Genomic DNA, 19,173 nt, shown 5'->3' on the forward strand with positions numbered 1-19,173 from the left:
TCAGACACAATTTCTCTGCTCACAACGGCTTAGCGACGGTGTGATTTGATAAGGGCTTATCGCCCGCAGGGAAGCGCTACTGGCTGATTTTTACCTGGCTGTCAGCGTACAGGGAAAAAATGCGATCCATGCCGCTAAAAGGAAATTTTCCAAAAAGAAGTATTTGAAAAATTTATTTCATTGCTATAGCTTCATAGCACGCTTTAAGTATTGCCTGCACACGCAGCGTTGCGGTTTGAACCGGCTGTCTGCAGGGAACTTCACATCTAAGAGGCAACGACATGACTATCGTAGGAAACTTTATCGGCGGCAAAATTACCCACAGCGCCAGCAATGAAACCATTCCCGTGTACGATCCGGCGACCGGCAAAGTTGTGCGTGAACTGACGCAGAGCACCTCTGCTGAAGTGGAGAAGGCGATTGAAGTCGCTCACGCTGCGTTCCCGGAATGGTCGAAAACCGCTCCGTTACGTCGTGCCCGTGTGATGTTCAACTTTAAAGCCTTGATGGAAAAGCATCGCGAAGAGCTGGCAGCGCTGATTGTTTCTGAGCACGGTAAAGTGTGGTCGGATGCGCTGGGTGAACTGACGCGCGGTATTGAAGTGATTGAATTTGCTTGCGGTATTCCGCATCTGATTAAAGGTGAAAACTCACCAAGCGTGGGCACCGGCGTAGATAGCTACTCGCTGATGCAGCCGGTCGGCGTGGTGGCGGGCATCACGCCATTCAACTTCCCGGCGATGGTGCCACTGTGGATGTTCCCGATCGCGCTGGCGTGCGGCAACACCTTTATCCTCAAGCCACCGGCGCTGGATCCGTCAGCCTCGGTGCGCATGGCCGAACTGCTGAAAGAAGCGGGCCTGCCAGATGGCGTATTCAACGTGGTGCACTCGTCTAATGAAGATGCCGAGCAGTTGTACAAAGATCCGCGTATCGCGGCAGTCAGCTTCGTCGGTTCTTCCGGTGTGGCTGAGCACATCTACAAAACCGCCAGCGCCCACGGCAAACGTGTGCAGGCATTCGGCGCGGCGAAAAACCACGCCATCGTGATGCCAGATGCCGACCTCGATGCCACCGTGAACGCCATTATGGGCGGCGCGTTTGGTTCTGCCGGTGAACGCTGCATGGCGCTGCCGGTGGTGGTTGCGGTCGGCGACGACACGGCCGACAAACTGATTGCCCGTTTAACGCCGCTGATCAAAGCGCTGCGCGTCGGTCCTGGTATTCAGAAAGGTGCCGAAGAGAATGAAATGGGGCCGGTGGTGTCTGCTGCGCACCAGAAGAAAGTGCTGGGCTACATCGACAAAGGCGAGCAGGAAGGCGCGAAGCTGGTGGTTGATGGTCGCGGCATCCAGGTGGCCGGCCATGCCGAAGGTTACTACGTGGGCGGCACGCTGTTCGACAACGTGACGTCAGAGATGACCATCTGGCGCGAAGAGATCTTCGGACCGGTGCTGAGCATCATGCGTTCCACTGATTTCGACAGCGCACTGCAACTGGTTAACAGCCACGAATTCGGTAACGGCAGCGCCATCTTCACCAGCAATGGCCACACCGCGCGTGAATTCGTGCAGAACGTCGAAGCTGGCATGGTTGGCGTGAACGTACCGGTTCCGGTGCCAATGGCGTTCCACAGCTTCGGCGGTTGGAAGCGTTCGGTGTTTGGTGCGTTGAACGTGCACGGTCCAGACGGCGTGCGTTTCTACACCCGCATGAAAACCGCAACCGTGCGTTGGCCGAGCGGTCAGCAAACCGTATCTGAGTTCAGCATGCCGACGCTGGGCTAATTTCGCTCAACAAGGAGGAACAGGATGTCTCTGATTTCGAAAGCGCAAAAACCCGACAGCAACGGTCGAATTCAACACGTCACGCCTGACAGCGCGGGCTGGGAATATGTTGGCTTTGATGCCTATCTGCTGAAAAAAGGGCAGAGCCTGAAACTGAGCAGCGGCGACAAAGAGTTGTGTCTGGTGCTGGTGGCGGGCTTTGCGTCGGTGAAAACCCGCCACGCCGAGTTCCCGAATCTCGGTAAGCGTCTCTCGCCGTTTGAACGCACTCCGCCTTACTCGGTGTATGTGCCGCATAACGATGACATTGAAGTGTATGCGGATAGCGATCTGGAGCTGGCGGTGTGTAATGCACCGAGCAGCGGTAACCTGCCGGCGCGCCTGATTGCGCCGGAAGATGTTGGCGTTGAGCAGCGTGGCAAAGGCCGCAACCAGCGTCTGGTGCACAACATTCTGCCGGATGACAAAGAGGCCGACAGCCTGCTGGTGGTGGAAGTGTATACCGACGAAGGCGCGACCAGTTCATATCCAAGCCACAAGCACGACCAGAAAAACAGCCCGGACGAAACCTATCTGGAAGAGACGTACTATCACCGTTTCGATCCTGAGCCAGGCTTCGCCATGCAGCGCGTTTATACCGACGATCGTTCGCTCGACGAGTGCATGGCGCCGTACAATCGCGATGTGGTGACGGTGCCGCGTGGTTATCATCCGGTGGCAACGATTGCCGGTTACGATAACTACTATCTGAACGTGATGGCGGGTCCAAAACGTCTATGGAAATTTACCTGGGAGCAAGATCACGCCTGGGTGAACAGCGATAAGTATCCGCGCAGCAAGTAAGCCGCACCAATGCAAAAGGGCAGCCATGTGGCTGCCCTTTTTGCTGGCTGGTCGCCATCAATGGCGACTCTACGAGGTATTTATTCGCTAATAACGTTGTTATTCAGCGCCAGCGACACGGCGAGCGTCTGTGCCAGGCACAGCGACGCCACCTGCGAACGGAAGCCATCCACCTGCGCTTCACGTACCACAAAGCACACATCGCTGAAGGCGGCCAGCGGGCTCACCTGGCTATCGGTGATGGCGATCAGATGCGCGCCACGCTTAGCACCCAATTCAACCAACTCCACCGCTTCACGCGCGTAAGGCGAATAGCTGATGGCAATCACTACGTCTTTGGGATTTACCATACTGAGCTGCTCGGTGAACATGCCGCCGAGGCCGTCAATCAGGAATGCCCGGCGCTCCAGATGGCGCAGCGCATAGACCAGATAGGAGGCCACGCTGAACGAGCGGCGCAGGCCGATAATGTAGATGTTCTCGGCTTCATCGAGCATTTTCACCGCGCGGTTGAGCTGGTCCGGATTCACCTGCATCGCCAGCTGTTGCAGCGCCTGGCTGTTCACCATGGTGAAGACGTTGAGGATCTCGGCCGGGCTCTCGGGTGAGGTTGCGCTGTCGTCGGTGGCGGTTTGACGGAACAGACGTGCGCGCTCGGTGTAGTTAACCGTCTCTTCCATCAGGTGCTGACGGAAAACCTGTTTCATTTCGTTGAAGCCGCTAAAGCCAAAGGCGTTGGCAAAGCGGATCAGCGTTGAAGGCGGTACATCGGCATGTTGCGCGATGGAGGCAACGGTATCGAACGCAATGCTGTTGCTGTTATCAAGAATATAACGAGCCACCTGCTTCAGGCGTTTACTCAGCGTCTCATAGCGACGACGGATATCGTCCTGTAACAGGGTAAGTTGTGTTGGATTATTGGTCATTACTTCGGCCCGCTAAAAAAGAAAATATGGCTGGATAATGAGCGCTATAGTACCAGATGGATGGAAAATTTCATTCGTTTGACATCTTCGTGACGGTTATTTCATCGGTTTATGAAATGCCTCACAGAATGTGCATGTTTTCCCCTCACCCTAACCCTCTCCCGCAAGCGGGCGAGGGAACCGATCCAGAGTCGGTGGAAGAGAGCATTCGTTCTGCAAAATTGCAGAGGACAGTTCCTTCTCCCGCAAGCGGGCGAGGGAACCGATCGAGTGAACGTTTTATCTATCACTCACATGTGGCAGTGTCTCCCTCTCCCGTGGGAGAGGGCCGGGGTGAGGGCATCAGGTCGCAGAGGGCAGTTCCTTCTCCCGCTTGCGGGAGAAGGTTAGGATGAGGGCCAGCGCGCACAGTGCCAAAAAAAAGCGGCCATCGGCCGCTTCTCTCAGGCTAATTCAACAACTCAACCGCGCACCGCACGCCAGTAGCCGATCAGGCGTAGATAATTACCTTTCACGGTTTCGATCAGCGCTTTGTCGTCCAGTTCGCCCTGCAGCCACTGACGTGACGGCTGGCCGAAGATGGTGCGGCCCACGGCAAAACCTTTCACCCACGGCGCTTGTGCTGCTGCCGCGAAACCGGCTTTCAGCGTCTCTTCTGGCGCATCCAGACCCAATAGCAGAATGCCGCGGCAGTGCGGATCGTTCTGTTCGATCAATCCGCTAATGGCCTGCCAGCTCTCCGCTGACAGCGGCGGCAGTTTCCACCAGTCTGGCTGAATACCGAGGCTGTAGAAATGGCTCAGCATCTCGTAATAGTAGGATTCATTACGGTCCGGATTGCTCTCCGGCAGAATCAGCTCCAGCAGCAGTTCATGTCCACTTTTGTTACAGCCATTCCACACATCAAGAACCAGATCATCCTGCTCTTTACGCAGTTCAGCGCTGTCGTGCGGATGGTAAAACACCAGGCATTTCACCACGTGCTCGGCAGGCCAGTCGACCAGCTGCGAGCCAATGTTGCCGTGCTCAAGGCGCAGTGGGCGTGAGCTGGGCAGTTCAATCGGACGCCCAATCCACCAGTTTTTACCGGTAATCGCGTTGAGGGCTTTTTGGCCGTAAGTGGTATCCGCGAGGATGCCGCTCTTCTCATTCAAACCGGCTTCATTCGCCGCTTCTTCTGCCGCGCGCAGCAGCAGCAGTTTCAGTTGCGGAATGCGCTCTTCGCTAACGCCCGCTTCGCGCGCCATATCGGCCAGCTGCTTACGGTGGTCGAAGGCAAACACATTCAGCTCTGGCCACTGCTGTTTACGCGTGGTGACGCGATGCAGATGGTTCAGACGCGCATCCAGATCCGGGCGTTGCACCTCTTTATCGCGACTGAGGAAATCATCCAGCTCTTCTTTGGTTGGCATCGCCGGTGCACAGCCGTGGCGGGAAACCACCAGTGCGCCACAGGCGTTCGCGTAACGGCACGCCTGCTCCCAGCTTTCGTCATTCAGCCAGCCGCGCAGCAGGCCAGACATAAAGGCATCGCCCGCGCCCAAGACGTTCAGGACTTCAACGCGCACGCCGCTCTGCAATTTGGTCTGTTCCCAGCTATCCGGGATATCACCTTCAAATACCACGCAACCCATCGGACCGCGTTTGCACACCAGCGTGGCCTGGCTCGCTTTACGCACATTTTTCAGCGCAGTCAGCGTATCGGTGCTGCCGCCGGCGATATGGAACTCTTCTTCCGTCCCGACCACCAAATCGAAATAGTGCAGCACTTCCTGCAGCTGTTGCGTCACTTCGCCCGATTCAATGAAACGCGTTTCGCCGTCGCCGAGTGAAGTCAGACCCCACAGCACCGGGCGATAATCGATATCCAGCGCGGTGCGTAGCCCGTTACGTTTGGCGATATCCAGCGCTTTCAGCACTGCCGCGCGGGTTTGCGGATGCGAAAGATGCGTGCCGGTGACCGCCACCGCCCGTGAAGAGGTAATAAACGCTTCGTTGATATCTTCCGGCACCAGGCCCATATCCGCGCAGTTGTCGCGGTAGAAAATCAGCGGGAAAGTCTCTTCATCTTTGATACCGAGGATCACCAGGCCGGTGAGGCGATGTTTATCGGTGATCAGCCCTTCGGTATTGCAGCCTGCACGCTGCAGTTCTTCACGCAAAAAGCGGCCATTATGTTCGTCACCAACGCGTGCCAGCATGGCAGATTTCAGGCCCTGAATGGCTGTGCCGTAAGCCACGTTACCGGAAGAACCGCCCAGATACTTATTGAAGCTGGTCATATCTTCCAGACGTGATCCAATTTGCTGACCGTAAAGGTCGACGGCGATGCGTCCGATACAAATCACATCAAGCCGCTTCTGTTGTGTACTCATACCTGTTGTTTCCTTCTGTGATAAGCAGACACTGCGAGCGCTGCCGCCCAACATCGAGCGCTTTGCTTCCGGGTTCTCAAGGTGCCTGATTGGCTTTGGTCGCAGTATGAGGAATAAAAATTCCAATTTCAATATGAAATGAAACATCCATCACGATTTTGTGAGCCAGGTAAAACTCTGGCCAGGGCGCAATGTGGCATCGCATAAACCGGGCGTTTCAGTGATAGTCAGGCTTGTGAGCCAGGTCTCAGGAAAGTGGCGATGAATCAAGGAAGCTACTGAAGTGAAATGAAATTTCGTTATGACCGGCAAATGACCTTTTATTGTTCCACTTTCCCGCCTTTCGGCGCTCAGGCAGCGCACGTTTCATCGCTGAATTTGATCTCCATCGCAAAATGAAATGTTTCTTCTGTAATCGTATTTAATGAAAAAAATATTTGTTTATAATCGCCTCACGTTTCACTTAATCCGCGGGCGCCGTGAACGGCAGTTTTTACCCGAACCGCGATGTACCTCACCGCAGGTACCAGCATGTAAAGGAAGAAGCATATGGGCACAATCAGACTCACCACAGCACAGGCGCTGGTAAAATTCCTTGATAATCAGTACCTGAACGTTGACGGCGTGGAAACCAAATTCGTGAAGGGCATTTTTGCCATTTTCGGTCACGGTAACGTGCTGGGATTGGGACAGGCGCTGGAGCAGGACAGCGGCGATCTGGTAGTGCATCAGGGCCGTAACGAGCAGGGCATGGCGCATGCTGCCATTGGTTTTGCCAAACAGTCGCTGCGTCGTCAGATCATTGCCTGTACCTCCTCTGTTGGACCTGGCGCGGCCAACATGATCACGGCCGCTGCGACGGCAACCGCTAACCGCATTCCGTTATTGCTGCTGCCGGGCGATGTGTTCGCTACGCGCCAGCCGGATCCGGTATTGCAGCAAATCGAACAGAGTCACGATCTCAGCATCAGCACCAACGACGCGTTCCGTGCGGTGAGCAAATACTGGGACCGCGTCAGCCGCCCAGAGCAGCTGATGACCGCCTGCATTAACGCCCTGCGCGTACTGACCGATCCGGCAGAAACCGGTGCAGTAACCATCGCGTTGCCGCAGGATGTGCAGGCTGAAGCCTGGGACTTCCCGGAGTACTTCTTCCAGAAGCGTGTGCATCGTCTGGATCGTCGCCTGCCAACCGCTGCGCAGTTAGACGATGCGCTGGCGCTGATTGCGCGTAAACACAAACCGCTGATCATTGTCGGCGGCGGTCTGAAATATTCCGACGCCGGTGATGCGCTGCTGAAGTTTGCCGAGCGCTTCAATATTCCGTTTGCTGAAACCCAGGCCGGTAAAGGCACCATCGTTTCCGACCACCCGCTGAACGTCGGCGGCGTGGGCGAAACCGGCTGTCTGGCGGCTAACCTGCTGGCGAAAGAGGCCGATCTGGTGATTGGCATTGGTACGCGCTACACCGATTTCACCACCGCGTCGAAATGGATTTTCCAGAATCCGGACGTCAGCTATCTGAACCTCAACGTCAGCAACTTCGACAGTTACAAGCTGGATGCGGTGCAGCTGCTGGCGGATGCGCGTGAAGGCCTGACGGCGCTGGAAAGCGGCTTGAAAGGTTTCGAAAATCAGTGGGGCGGCCAGATTGAGCTGTCGCAAAGCAAGCTGCTGAAAGAGACGCAGCGCGTGTACGCGGCGACCTATAACACCGACGACTTCATTCCAGAAATCGCCGACCACGCCGATCGTGAAGCGCTATTCGCCGAATTTGAGCGCCTGACACAATCGGTGCTGACGCAGAGCAGCGTGCTGGGCACCTTAAACGAGCAGCTCCCAAAGGATGCGGTGATTGTCGCGGCAGCGGGCAGCCTGCCGGGCGACCTGCAGCGCGTGTGGCGCACCAAAGATTACAACTCGTACCACGTTGAGTACGGCTACTCCTGTATGGGCTATGAAGTGAATGCCGCGCTGGGCGTCAAGCTGGCGCAGCCGCAGCGTGAAGTCTACGTCATGGTCGGCGACGGTTCGTTCATGATGCTGCACTCCGAGCTGGTTACCTCGATTCAGGAAGGGGCCAAAATCAACGTGGTGCTGCTGGATAACATGACTAACGGTTGTATCAACAATCTGCAGATGGAACACGGCATGGACAGTTTCACCACCGAGTTCCGCTTCCGTAATCCGGAAGGCGGCAAACTGGATGGCGGCTTTGTGCCGGTGGACTTCGCGGCGATTGCTGGCGGCTACGGCTGCAAAACTTACCGCATCACCACGCTGGAGCAGCTGGAGGCCGCGCTGATTGACGCGCAGCAGCAGACCGTTTCGACGCTGTTCGACATCAAAGTGCTGCCAAAAACCATGGTGCATAAGTACTTCAGCTGGTGGCACGTGGGCGTGGCGCAGACCTCAACTTCGTCCCGTACGCAGGAAGTGGCTGACAACCTTAACGTGCATATCGAACAGGCGCGTAAGTACTAAATCCTCTTTTAGGCCGGCTTCTCCGGCTTTGTTTAACCCTATTCCCAACATAATTCGAGATGCAGGAAGGCGGCAACGTACCTGCATCCTCAAGTATGAAGGGGATACTTATCCGACTCTACAGGTGTAATTATGACGCTCAAACTCGGTGTAATTGGTACCGGTGCAATTGGTCAGGAACACATTCGCCGCTGCAATAACGTCTTGCAGGGTGCGAAAGTGGTGGCAGTTTCTGATATCAACGTTGAAGGAGCGCGTGCCGCGCTGCAACGCCTGAATATCGACGCCGAGGTGTATCAGGATGGCCATCAGGTGATCAACTCGCCAGAAGTCGATGCCGTGCTGGTGACATCCTGGGATCCGACCCACGAAGAGTTCACGCTGGCGGCCATCGCAGCGGGCAAACCGGTGTTCTGTGAAAAGCCGCTGGCACTGAGCGCCGAAGGCTGCCGTCGCATCGTCGATGCCGAGATCAAACACGGCAAACGTCTGGTGCAGGTGGGCTTTATGCGCCCGTATGATTCCGGCTATCGCGCGCTGAAAAAAGTGATTACCGACGGTGAAATCGGCGAACCGCTGATGCTGCACTGCGCGCACCGCAACCAGAGCGTCGGCGAGAATTACACCACCGATATGGCGATCACCAACACCCTGATTCACGAGCTGGACGTGCTGCGCTGGCTGACGGAAGACGATTATAAAACCGTGCAGGTGGTGTTCCCGCGTACCACGTCGAAGTCTCATGCCAAACTGAAAGATCCGCAAATCGTGCTGTTCGAAACGCAGAAAGGCATCCGTATTGATGTAGAGATTTTCGTTAACTGCGCGTACGGCTACGACATCCAGTGTGAAGTGGTGGGTGAAGAGGGCATCGCGAAACTGCCTGAACCTTCTGCTATTCAAACGCGCAAAAACGCGCGTCTCGGCGTTCCGCTGTTGACCGATTGGAAAGACCGTTTCATTGATGCCTACGACGTTGAGCTGCAGGCGTTCATTAATGACGTAAAAAGCGGCGAGTTGACCGGTCCTTCGGCCTGGGATGGCTTTGCTGCCTCCGTGGCCGCCGATGCCTGCCAGAAAGCGCAGAACAGCGGCGCGATTGAGCCGGTAACCATGCCGCCGCGTCCGGATTTCTACGCCAAATAACTGAGCTGTGCGCTAACTCCTCGGCGGCTCAGCGGCCGCCTCTGTGAATCAGGGAACTGAAGATGAACCAAGACAACGTAAAACTGGCGATTGCGCCAATCGGCTGGACCAACGATGACATGCCGGAGCTGGGCAGCGAAAACACCTTCCAGCAAACCGTCAGTGAGATGGCACTGGCCGGCTTTACCGGCAGTGAAGTGGGCAGCAAATACCCGCGCGACCCGGCGATTCTCAAGCCGATGCTGGATATCCGTGGTATTCAGATCTGCAACGCGTGGTTCAGCACCTTCTTCGCCAACGGCGACAAAGCGAAAACCATCGACGAATTCACCAATCACATGAACTTCCTGCATGCCATGGGTGCGCGCGTGATTGGCTGCTCTGAGCAGAGCAAAAGTATTCAGGGCACCACGCTGGCGGTGCTGGAGCAGAAGCCAATCTTCAGTGATGAAGAGTGGCGCTTGACGGCGGAAGGCTACAACGAGCTGGCCGAGATCGCCGCGAAAAAGGGCATGCGTTTAACGCTGCATCATCACATGGGCACCGGCATCCAGACGCCCGCCGAGATTGATCGCTTTATGGAATCGACCAATGACAATGTCGGCCTGCTGTATGACACCGGCCACATCTACTACTCCGAAGGGTCACAGCAGGCGATGCTGGACGTGCTGACTAAATATCTGCCGCGTATTTTCCACGTGCATCTGAAAGACGTGCGCGACAGCGTGGTAGCGGAAGTGCGCGAAAAATCGTTGTCGTTCCTGGATGGCGTGAAGAAGGGCACCTTCACCGTGCCTGGCGATGGCGTGATCGATTTCAAACCGGTGTTCAAAATTCTCGACGATTACGGCTATAAAGGCTGGATGGTGGTGGAAGCGGAGCAGGATCCGGCGCTGGCCAATCCGTTCGAATATGCGGTGAAAGCGCGTAAGTACATCCGTGAGAATGCGGGGCTGTAAGCTTAACGACGCGCAATAAATTGCGCCGCTACAGTATGTGCACACATTCGTAGCGGCGCGATTCATCGCGCGTTTTTCCATAAAAAAGGCCGTTATCCAATTTGGAATAACGGCCTTTTAATTGGCTCGGATTACGATGCTAACGACAGCGCCGGTTTCTGTGCGTTGACCGCCAGCCACTCACGAATGCGCGCCTGTTCAGCTTCGCTCAGCCACATACCTTGTTTGGTACGACGCCAAATCGCATCATCCAGCTCGCGCACCCATTCGTTTTTCACCAGGTAGCGCAGCTCGGCTTCGTAGAACTCGTGACCGAAGTTCTCACCCAAATCATCAATGCTCTTCGCACCTTCCAGCAGCACTTCGGTACGGCTGCCGTAGGTACGGGCAAAGTGGCGCGCCATACCTTCGCTGATAAACGGATAGCGACGACGCAGGCCCGCAGCGTAATCTTCACGCGTACCGGAGAAATCACCCCCCGGCAATACCGCGCTTTTGGTCCAGGCTGGGCCGATATTCGGGTAGTACTTAGTCAGTTTTTCCAGCGCGTGTTCCGCCAGCTTACGATAGGTGGTTAGCTTGCCACCGAACACCGACAGCAGCGGTGCCTGGCCGTTGTCATCATGCACATCCAGCGTGTAATCGCGGGTGATGGCCTGCGGCGAATCCGATTCGTCATCGCACAGCGGACGCACGCCCGAGTAAGTCCAGACGATGTCATCTTTACTCAGCTGCTGTTTGAAGTGTCCGTTGAACACCTTCAGCAGGTAGCTGATTTCGTTGTCATCAATCTTCACGTCTTTTGGATCGCCTTTGTACTCCACGTCGGTGGTGCCGATGATGGAGAACTCATCCATCCACGGAATGACAAATACGATACGGTTATCTTCGTTTTGCAGGATATACGCCTGCTTTTCGCGATGGACGCGCGGCACCACGATGTGGCTGCCTTTGATCAGACGAATGCCGTACGGCGATTTCAGCTTCAGGCCGTCGTCGAAGAACTCTTTTACCCATGGACCAGCCGCGTTGACCAGACCTTTGGCGCGCCAGGTATAGGTTTTGCCGCTATCAATATCTTCGGCTTCCACCATCCACAAACCAGCTTCACGCCAGGCGCGGGTCACACGAGTACGGGTGCGCACTTCGCCGCCCTGTTTTTCCACTTCCTGCGCGTTGAGCACGACCATGCGTGCATCATCAACCCAGCAGTCGGAATATTCGAAACCGCGCGTGATTTCCGGCTTGAGGGCCGAATCCGCGCCAAAACGCAGGCTTTTACTGCCCGGCAGCGTGGTGCGTTTGCCGAGGCGATCGTACATAAATAGGCCCATGCGGATCATCCACGCCGGACGCAGGTGCGGGCGGTGCGGCAGACGGAAGCGCATCGGGAAAGCGATATGCGGTGCCATTTTCAGCAGCACTTCACGCTCGGCTAAGGCTTCGCCAACCAGGCGGAATTCATAGTGTTCAAGGTAGCGCAGGCCACCGTGAATCAGCTTCGAGCTGTTGGAGGAGGTTGCACAGGCCAAATCCCGCGCCTCCAGCATCAGCACCGACAGTCCGCGTCCTGCAGCGTCCACTGCAATGCCGGCTCCGTTAATGCCGCCGCCGATCACGATCAGGTCTTTGGTTTCCACGTCATCTCCTCCGATGTTCGGAATAGTTCTAAAATGTTCGTTTTCGAGCGTAATAATAATCGGAAACCAACATCGACGCCAGCGGTTAACTGAATAAAAACATTTTTGCGTGATATAGCTAACATTCCGACAGGAAAAAAATCACATAACCACAGGACTTGTCAGGTTATCGCGACCGATTCTCAGGGTAAACTAGGCGCTAATTGTGACGAAGTAATGAGAGACACCATGGAAACCTTCGAGTGTATTAATGTCCTGCAGGCGCAAGAGCATCTGGCACAAGGTGCGCAGCTGGTGGATATCCGCGATCCGCAAAGTTTCATGATGGGCCACGCCGCGGGCGCGCAGCATCTGACCAACGATAACCTGGCGGACTTCATCGCCAAGGCCAATCAGGATTTACCGGTACTGGTGATGTGCTATCACGGCAACAGCAGTAAAGGCGCGGCGCAGTTCCTGCTTGCACAGGGATTTAACGCGGCCTATAGCATTGACGGCGGCTTTGACGCCTGGCGCGCGGCATTCCCGGCGCAGGTTGCCACCGGCGACGCCTAAGCCCATCGCATAAGGAAGGAGAGCACCGCATGATGCGCATCACCCAGTTTAATAATCCGCGCATGGCGCAGGCGTTTGTCGACTACATGGCGACGCGCGGCGTGAAGTTACGTATTGAGCGCGAAAGCCACTTTGTCATTATGTTGGATGATGAAAGTAAGCTGGAGATGGTCGAAAACGAACTCGCGCAGTTCGTGCGCGATCCCAACCATCCGCGTTATCAAGCTGCCAGCTGGCATAGCGGTAATACCGCCAGCGGCCTGCGCTATGAGCGCACCCACATTTGGGCGAACATTCGCCAGCGCGCCGGTCCGCTCACCATGAGCATCATGATTGCCTGTATCGCGGTGTTTATCGTGATGCAGATCGTCGGCGATGACGTGGCGCTGGACTGGCTGGCGTGGCCGGCGGATGCGTCGCAATATTTCCAGGTGTGGCGCTGGTTCAGTCATGCGCTGCTGCACTTCTCGCTGCTGCATATCCTGTTTAACCTGATGTGGTGGTGGTACCTCGGCGGTGCGGTCGAGAAACGTCTCGGCACCGGCAAACTGTTTGTGATTATGTTGATCTCGGCGCTGCTCACCGGCTGGATGCAGGCGAAGTTTAGCGGCGTGCTGTTTGGTGGTTTGTCGGGCGTAGTGTACGCGCTGATGGGATATTGCTGGTTACGCGGTGAGCGCGATCCCGAAAGTGGTATTTATCTGGAGCGTGGCCTGATTGGCTTCGCGGTGGTGTGGTTGGTGATTGGTTTTTACGGCGCGTTTGGCCTGGCGATTGCCAACGCGGCGCACGTTACCGGCTTGCTGGTCGGTTTAGCGATGGCATTTGTTGATACGCGCAACATCGCGCGTCGTTAGCAGCGCGAATAAAACAGCGGCTTCGAGCCGAGGAGAGAGATGTGAAGCAGACGCAACGTCATGACGCCATTATCGATCTGGTCCGGCGTCAGGGATATGTCAGTACCGAAGAGCTGGTAGAGCACTTCGAGGTCAGCCCGCAAACCATTCGGCGCGATCTCAACGACCTGGCCGATCAGAATAAAATCATGCGCCATCACGGCGGGGCGGCGTTGCCGTCCAGTTCCGAGAACACCGCCTGGCAGGATCGTAAGATGATGTGGTCAGCGGAGAAAGCGCGCATCGCCGAGCGTGTGGCAAGCCAGATCCCGGATGGCGCCACGCTGTTTATCGATATCGGCACCACGCCGGAAGCGGTGGCGCACGCGCTGCTTAATCACAACAATCTGCGCGTGGTCACCAACAACCTCAACGTGGCGATTCTGTTGATGGCGAAACCGGATTTTCGCGTGATCATCGCCGGTGGTGAAGTACGCACACGCGATGGCGGCATCATGGGCGAAGCGACGCTGGACTTCATCTCGCAGTTCCGGCTTGATTACGGCATTCTCGGTATCAGCGGCATCGATATGGACGGTTCGCTGCTGGAGTTCGACTATCACGAAGTGCGCACCAAACGCGCGATTATCGAAAACTCGCGCTGCGTGATGCTGGTGGTGGATCACTCGAAGTTCGGCCGTAATGCGATGGTTAACCTCGGCAATATGAGCCTGATTGATTACATGTATACCGATCAAAGCCCGCCGGCCAGCGTGCTGAAAGTGATTGAACAGCACGAAGTTCATCTCGAGCTCTGTTGATGTTGCATAGCCAGGTCGCCATGAATGGCGACCCTACGATGTAGCGTGCGCATTTATACGCACCGTTTTTTTTCTTAACACGCGCATTTCCCTGTCGCTTTTTTCTGCACCCGCAGCTTTACTTATCCATTCACCTCTTGCGCTCGCCCCGGCTTTACCGTTAACGGACACGAAGGGATTGATATGTCGCAGCAAAAATTCAATAAAACACGTTTCGACGCCGCTCTCACCCGCCAATGGCAGCACCTTGGACTCACTTCCGCCCAGCAAATGACACCGCATCAATGGTGGCAAGCGCTGAGCAGCGTGCTGGCCGAAATGCTGGCGACCCAGCCACCGGCACCGCCGAAGCAAGGGCAGCGCCACGTCAATTATCTGTCGATGGAGTTTTTGATTGGTCGCCTGACCGGCAATAACTTGCTCAACCTTGGTTGGTACAACGACGTGCAAGCCGCGCTAGCGGAACATCAGGTTGAGCTGAGCGAACTGCTGGAGGAGGAAGTGGATCCGGCACTCGGCAACGGCGGGTTGGGGCGCTTAGCCGCCTGCTATATGGATTCGATGGCAACCGTCGGCCAGGCTGCGATGGGCCACGGCCTCAACTATCAATATGGTCTGTTTCGTCAGACGTTTGCCGACGGGCAGCAGCAGGAAGCGCCGGACGACTGGCAGCGCGATCGCTATCCATGGTTCCGTTACAACGCGGCGCTGGATGTGCAGGTCGGCATCGGCGGCAAGGTAAAAGAGAATCACGATGGCAGCCTTCAGTGGCGTCCCAACATCCTGCTGAAAGGAGAAGCCTGGGATTTACCGGTGGTGGGTTATCGCAATGGCATCACGCTGCCGCTGCGATTGTGGAAAGCCAGCAGCGCGCAGCCGTTCGATCTCACCGCGTTTAACAACGGCCTATTCCTGCAGGCCGAGCAGCAAGGCATCGAGGCCGACAAGCTGACTAAGGTGCTCTATCCCAATGATAATCATGCGGAAGGTAAGCGCCTGCGCCTGATGCAGCAATATTTCCAGTGCGCATGCGCGGTGGGCGATATTCTGCGCCGTCATCATCTCGCCGGGCGCGCCATTCGCAGCTTGCCTGATTTCGAAGTGATTCAGCTCAATGACACGCATCCCACCATCGCCATTCCGGAAATGCTGCGCGTGCTGCTGGATGAACATCAGTTGAGTTGGGACGACGCGTGGCACATCACCAGCCGCACCTTTGCCTACACCAATCACACGCTGATGCCGGAAGCGCTGGAGCGCTGGGACGAACGGCTGGTGCGCGACTTGCTGCCGCGCCACTGGCTGATCATCCGCGAAATTAATCGCCGGTTTAAAAAGCGGGTGAAACAGCAGTGGCCGGGCGATAAGGCGATGTGGCACAAGCTGGCGGTGGTAGCTGAAGGCCAGGTGCGGATGGCGAATCTGTGCGTGGTGAGCTGCTTCGCGGTGAACGGCGTGGCGGCGCTGCACTCCGAGCTGGTGGTGAAAGATCTGTTTCCGGAATATCACCAGCTGTGGCCGAACAAATTCCATAACGTCACCAACGGCATTACGCCGCGCCGGTGGTTAAAGCAGTGTAACCCGCTGCTGTCGACGCTGATTGATGACAGTCTGCAGGTGGAATGGGCTAACGATCTCGATGCGCTGGCATGGCTGGCGCCGTTCGCGCGCAAGAAAGCGTTCCGCCAGCAGTTTCGCGCCATCAAACAGCAAAATAAGCAGCGGCTGACGCTTTACGTCAAACGCGTGACCGGTATTGATATCAATCCGGATGCGCTGTTTGACGTGCAGATCAAGCGTCTGCACGAGTACAAACGTCAGCATTTGAGCTTGCTGCATATGCTGCACTGCTATCGTCAGCTGCGCGATAATCCGGATAATCCCGACTTCGTGCCGCGTGTATTTCTGTTTGGCGCCAAAGCCGCGCCCGGCTACTACCTTGCCAAAAACATCATCTATGCGATTAACAAAGTGGCGGAGGTGATCAACAACGATCCGCGGATCGGCGATCGCCTGAAAGTGGTGTTTATTCCGGATTACCGCATTACCGCCGCCGAATTAATGATCCCGGCCGCCGATCTCTCTGAGCAGATCTCAACCGCCGGTTATGAAGCCTCCGGTACCGGCAACATGAAACTGGCGCTAAACGGTGCGCTGACCATTGGCACGCTGGACGGCGCCAACGTGGAGATTGCGCAAGCGGTGGGCGAGAAGAATATCTTTATCTTCGGCAATAGCGTGGACGAGGTTAAAGCGCTGAAGGCGGGCGGTTACAGCCCGAAAAAGCTACGTAAGCACCATCCTTACCTCGATGGTTTGCTGAAGGAGCTGGAGAAGGGCAAGTTCAGCGAGGGTGATAAACACGCGTTTAATCTGATGCTGCACAGCCTGACGAAGAGTGGCGATCCCTGGCTGGTGCTGGCCGATTTCGATGCCTACATCGCGGCCCAGCAGCAGGTTGAAGCGCTGTGGAAAAACCCGGAAGCCTGGACGCGCGCGGCAATCCTGAATACCGCGCACACCGGCCGTTTTAGCTCTGACCGATCGATTCGTGATTATCAGCAGTTGATTTGGCAGGCGGCGCGTTGATGTATTACATCCGTCAGCGCTGTGTAGCGGCGCAATTTATTGCGCAACGCCTGGAGGGGCGCGGTGCTGCCATCAAAACGCGCGATAAATCGCGCCGCTACGGTAAGTGCAAATTTCATGATCAGGAGAAAGGATGACGCTCAATAAGTTGGATCAGGCGGCACAGGATGCCGGCATCGCGCTGCGCTTTATCAATGCCCATGGCGAGCCGGAAACGATCAGTGATGCCACCAAACGCGCATTGCTGGCGGTGATGGAAACCCCAGTCGGCAAGGCTCCACCGCTACCGCCGGTGCAGGTGTTTGCCGCCCGCGCCAAACGCCAACTGACGCCGCAAGGCAGCGGCAGCTTTTCCTGGCAGTTGCACAGCGAACAGGGCAAAAGCTTCAGCGGCGAGGTGCAGGCCGGCGAACCGCTCACGCTGCCGCCGCGTCTGCCGCAGGGCTATCATCAGCTGACTCTGCGCAAAGGTCGCCAGCAGTGGCAAACGCGCATCATCATTGCCCCGCGCAGTTGCTATCTGCCAGCGCCGCTGGAACAGGGCGAAAAACGCTGGGGTGCATTAGTGCAGCTCTACACGCTGCGTTCAGAAAGCAACTGGGGCATTGGCGATTTCGGTGATTTGAGGCTGATGCTGGAACAGATTGCTAAACATGGCGGCGATTTTGTTGGCCTTAATCCGCTGCATGCGCTCTATCCGGCGCTGCCAGAACATGCCAGCCCTTATAGCCCCACGTCGCGTCGCTGGCTCAATGTGCTGTATCTCGACATCAATCAGGTGGCGGATTTCCAGCACAGTCAGGACGGCCAGCGCTGGTGGAAAAGCGCTAAAACGCGCAAGGCTCTGCAGCAAGTGCGCGCCAGCGAGTTTGTCGATTACAGCGCGGTGGCTGAACTGAAATTAGCCGCGCTGCGTTTTGCCTGGCAAAACTATCAGCCACGCGCGGCAGCCGACGTCGAATTCCAGCAATTTATCGCCGACGGTGCCGAGCATCTGCGTTATCAGGCCGCCTTTGACGGCATTCTCGCCGAGCGCAGCCAGCAACATCCCGATGAGTGGGGTTGGGCAAACTGGCCGGAAGGCTGGCGTAACGCCTTGTTGCCGGAAGTGCAGCAATGGTGTGCTGCACACGAAGAGGAGATTCAGTTCTGGAGCTGGTTGCAGTACCTGGCGCAGCAGCAGTTTGCGGCCTGCTGGCAATACAGTCAGCAGCTGGGCATGGCGGTAGGGTTATACCGCGATTTGGCGGTCGGCGTGGCGCAGGGCAGTGCCGAAACCTGGCAAGATCCGGAACTTTATAAGCTTGGCGCATCAGTCGGCGCACCGCCGGATCGCCTCGGTCCGCAGGGACAAAACTGGGCGTTACCGCCGCTCGATCCGCATGTGATGCGCGCGCGCGGTTATCAGCCGTTTATCGATCTGCTGCGCGCCAACATGCGCGACTGCGGCGCACTGCGCATCGATCACGTGATGGCGCTGCTGCGTTTATGGTGGATTCCCTACGGCGAAAGTGCCGATAAAGGGGCTTACGTGGCGTATCCGGTGCACGATCTGCTGGCGATCCTCGCGCTGGAGAGTCAGCGCCATCGCTGCATGGTGATCGGCGAAGATCTCGGTACGGTACCGCAAGAGATCGTCAGCCTGCTGCGCAACAGCGGCATTTTCTCGTGGAAAGTGCTGTTCTTCGAGCAGCACGGCGACGGCAGCTATCACCAGCCGCACGCGTATCCGCGCCAGTCGATTGCCAGTGCCAGCACGCATGATCTACCGACGTTGAGCGGATTCTGGCATGCGGATGACTTAACGCTGGGTGACAAGCTGGGCATCTATGCTCGCGACGGCGTGCTGCAATCTCTCCAGCAACAGCGGGTGAAACAAAAACAAGCGCTGCTGGATGCACTGCATCAGGCCGGTGCGCTGCCTGCACGTAGCGGCAAACGAGCTGATGGCATGGCTTTATCTCCTGCGCTGACGTTGGCGTTTCACCGTTATTTGGCGCGCACTCATAGCGCACTACTTGGGCTGCAGCCGGAAGATTGGCTCGGTATCTCTTCGCCGGTCAATGTACCGGGCACGGTCAATGAATATCCTAACTGGCGTCGCAAGTTGAATGTCACGCTGGAAACGATGTTCACGCCTGAGGTGCAGAAGGTATTAAAAGCAGTAAATGAAGGGCGGAAAGCGTAGTTAAAACGCGCGGCAGCATCGGGT

Annotated in this window: 13 protein-coding genes; 10 read left to right on the plus strand and 3 right to left on the minus strand. The window is 56.4% G+C overall.

Going from position 1 to position 19,173, the window contains the following annotated elements; genetic code table 11:
* Positions 1-281 precede the first annotated feature (281 nt).
* Positions 282-1,787 carry a CoA-acylating methylmalonate-semialdehyde dehydrogenase gene (locus WFL93_RS17340; RefSeq protein WP_049851924.1) on the plus strand — a complete coding sequence of 502 codons (1,506 nt, stop codon included), beginning with the start codon at positions 282-284 and terminating at the stop codon, positions 1,785-1,787.
* Between the two features lie 24 nt (positions 1,788-1,811).
* Positions 1,812-2,630: a 5-deoxy-glucuronate isomerase gene (gene iolB, locus WFL93_RS17345; RefSeq protein ID WP_336778667.1), complete on the plus strand. Its 819-nt coding sequence runs from the start codon at positions 1,812-1,814 to the stop codon at positions 2,628-2,630.
* Between the two features lie 80 nt (positions 2,631-2,710).
* Here the strand turns inward: iolB and WFL93_RS17350 are convergent, their stop codons facing one another.
* Positions 2,711-3,556: a MurR/RpiR family transcriptional regulator gene (locus WFL93_RS17350; RefSeq protein WP_007892332.1), complete on the minus strand. Its 846-nt coding sequence runs from the start codon at positions 3,554-3,556 to the stop codon at positions 2,711-2,713.
* A 461-nt stretch (positions 3,557-4,017) separates the two neighbouring features.
* The gene (locus WFL93_RS17355) at positions 4,018-5,931 is read right to left on the minus strand and encodes a bifunctional 5-dehydro-2-deoxygluconokinase/5-dehydro-2-deoxyphosphogluconate aldolase (RefSeq protein WP_007892328.1); all 1,914 of its coding nucleotides are present in this window, start codon (positions 5,929-5,931) and stop codon (positions 4,018-4,020) included.
* Positions 5,932-6,480: 549 nt separating this feature from the next.
* On the opposite strand from WFL93_RS17355, the gene iolD reads away from it, so the two are divergent.
* The 3 genes from iolD (at position 6,481) to iolE (ending at position 10,520) form a co-directional block, all read left to right on the plus strand.
* Positions 6,481-8,415: a 3D-(3,5/4)-trihydroxycyclohexane-1,2-dione acylhydrolase (decyclizing) gene (gene iolD, locus WFL93_RS17360; RefSeq protein ID WP_336778668.1), complete on the plus strand. Its 1,935-nt coding sequence runs from the start codon at positions 6,481-6,483 to the stop codon at positions 8,413-8,415.
* Positions 8,416-8,547: 132 nt separating this feature from the next.
* The gene (locus WFL93_RS17365; RefSeq protein WP_007892325.1) at positions 8,548-9,561 is read left to right on the plus strand and encodes a Gfo/Idh/MocA family protein; all 1,014 of its coding nucleotides are present in this window, start codon (positions 8,548-8,550) and stop codon (positions 9,559-9,561) included.
* Between the two features lie 62 nt (positions 9,562-9,623).
* Positions 9,624-10,520, plus strand: coding sequence for a myo-inosose-2 dehydratase (iolE, locus tag WFL93_RS17370; RefSeq protein ID WP_049851926.1), 897 nt, complete (start codon positions 9,624-9,626; stop codon positions 10,518-10,520).
* A gap of 131 nt (positions 10,521-10,651) precedes the next feature.
* Here the strand turns inward: iolE and glpD are convergent, their stop codons facing one another.
* Entirely contained in the window at positions 10,652-12,160 is a 1,509-nt protein-coding gene (glpD, locus tag WFL93_RS17375; RefSeq protein ID WP_007892322.1) for a glycerol-3-phosphate dehydrogenase, read from the minus strand.
* A 228-nt stretch (positions 12,161-12,388) separates the two neighbouring features.
* Between glpD and glpE the strand changes: the two genes are divergently transcribed.
* The 5 genes from glpE to malQ all read left to right on the plus strand — a co-directional run bounded on the left by glpE (position 12,389) and on the right by malQ (position 19,149).
* Entirely contained in the window at positions 12,389-12,715 is a 327-nt protein-coding gene (gene glpE, locus WFL93_RS17380) for a thiosulfate sulfurtransferase GlpE (protein ID WP_336778669.1), read from the plus strand.
* A gap of 32 nt (positions 12,716-12,747) precedes the next feature.
* Positions 12,748-13,572 carry a rhomboid family intramembrane serine protease GlpG gene (gene glpG / locus WFL93_RS17385; protein WP_049851968.1) on the plus strand — a complete coding sequence of 275 codons (825 nt, stop codon included), beginning with the start codon at positions 12,748-12,750 and terminating at the stop codon, positions 13,570-13,572.
* Between the two features lie 41 nt (positions 13,573-13,613).
* Positions 13,614-14,372 (plus strand): DeoR/GlpR family transcriptional regulator, encoded by a 759-nt coding sequence (locus WFL93_RS17390; RefSeq protein ID WP_007892319.1) that lies wholly within the window; start codon positions 13,614-13,616, stop codon positions 14,370-14,372.
* A 183-nt stretch (positions 14,373-14,555) separates the two neighbouring features.
* Positions 14,556-16,961: a maltodextrin phosphorylase gene (gene malP / locus WFL93_RS17395; RefSeq protein WP_336778670.1), complete on the plus strand. Its 2,406-nt coding sequence runs from the start codon at positions 14,556-14,558 to the stop codon at positions 16,959-16,961.
* Between the two features lie 133 nt (positions 16,962-17,094).
* A complete protein-coding gene (gene malQ / locus WFL93_RS17400; protein WP_336778671.1) occupies positions 17,095-19,149 on the plus strand; it encodes a 4-alpha-glucanotransferase in 2,055 nt (684 codons plus the stop codon).
* Positions 19,150-19,173: the final 24 nt, after the last annotated feature.

Source organism: Pantoea sp. USHLN256 (assembly GCF_037149875.1).
In the GTDB taxonomy this organism is placed as follows: Bacteria; Pseudomonadota; Gammaproteobacteria; order Enterobacterales; family Enterobacteriaceae; genus Pantoea; species Pantoea nemavictus.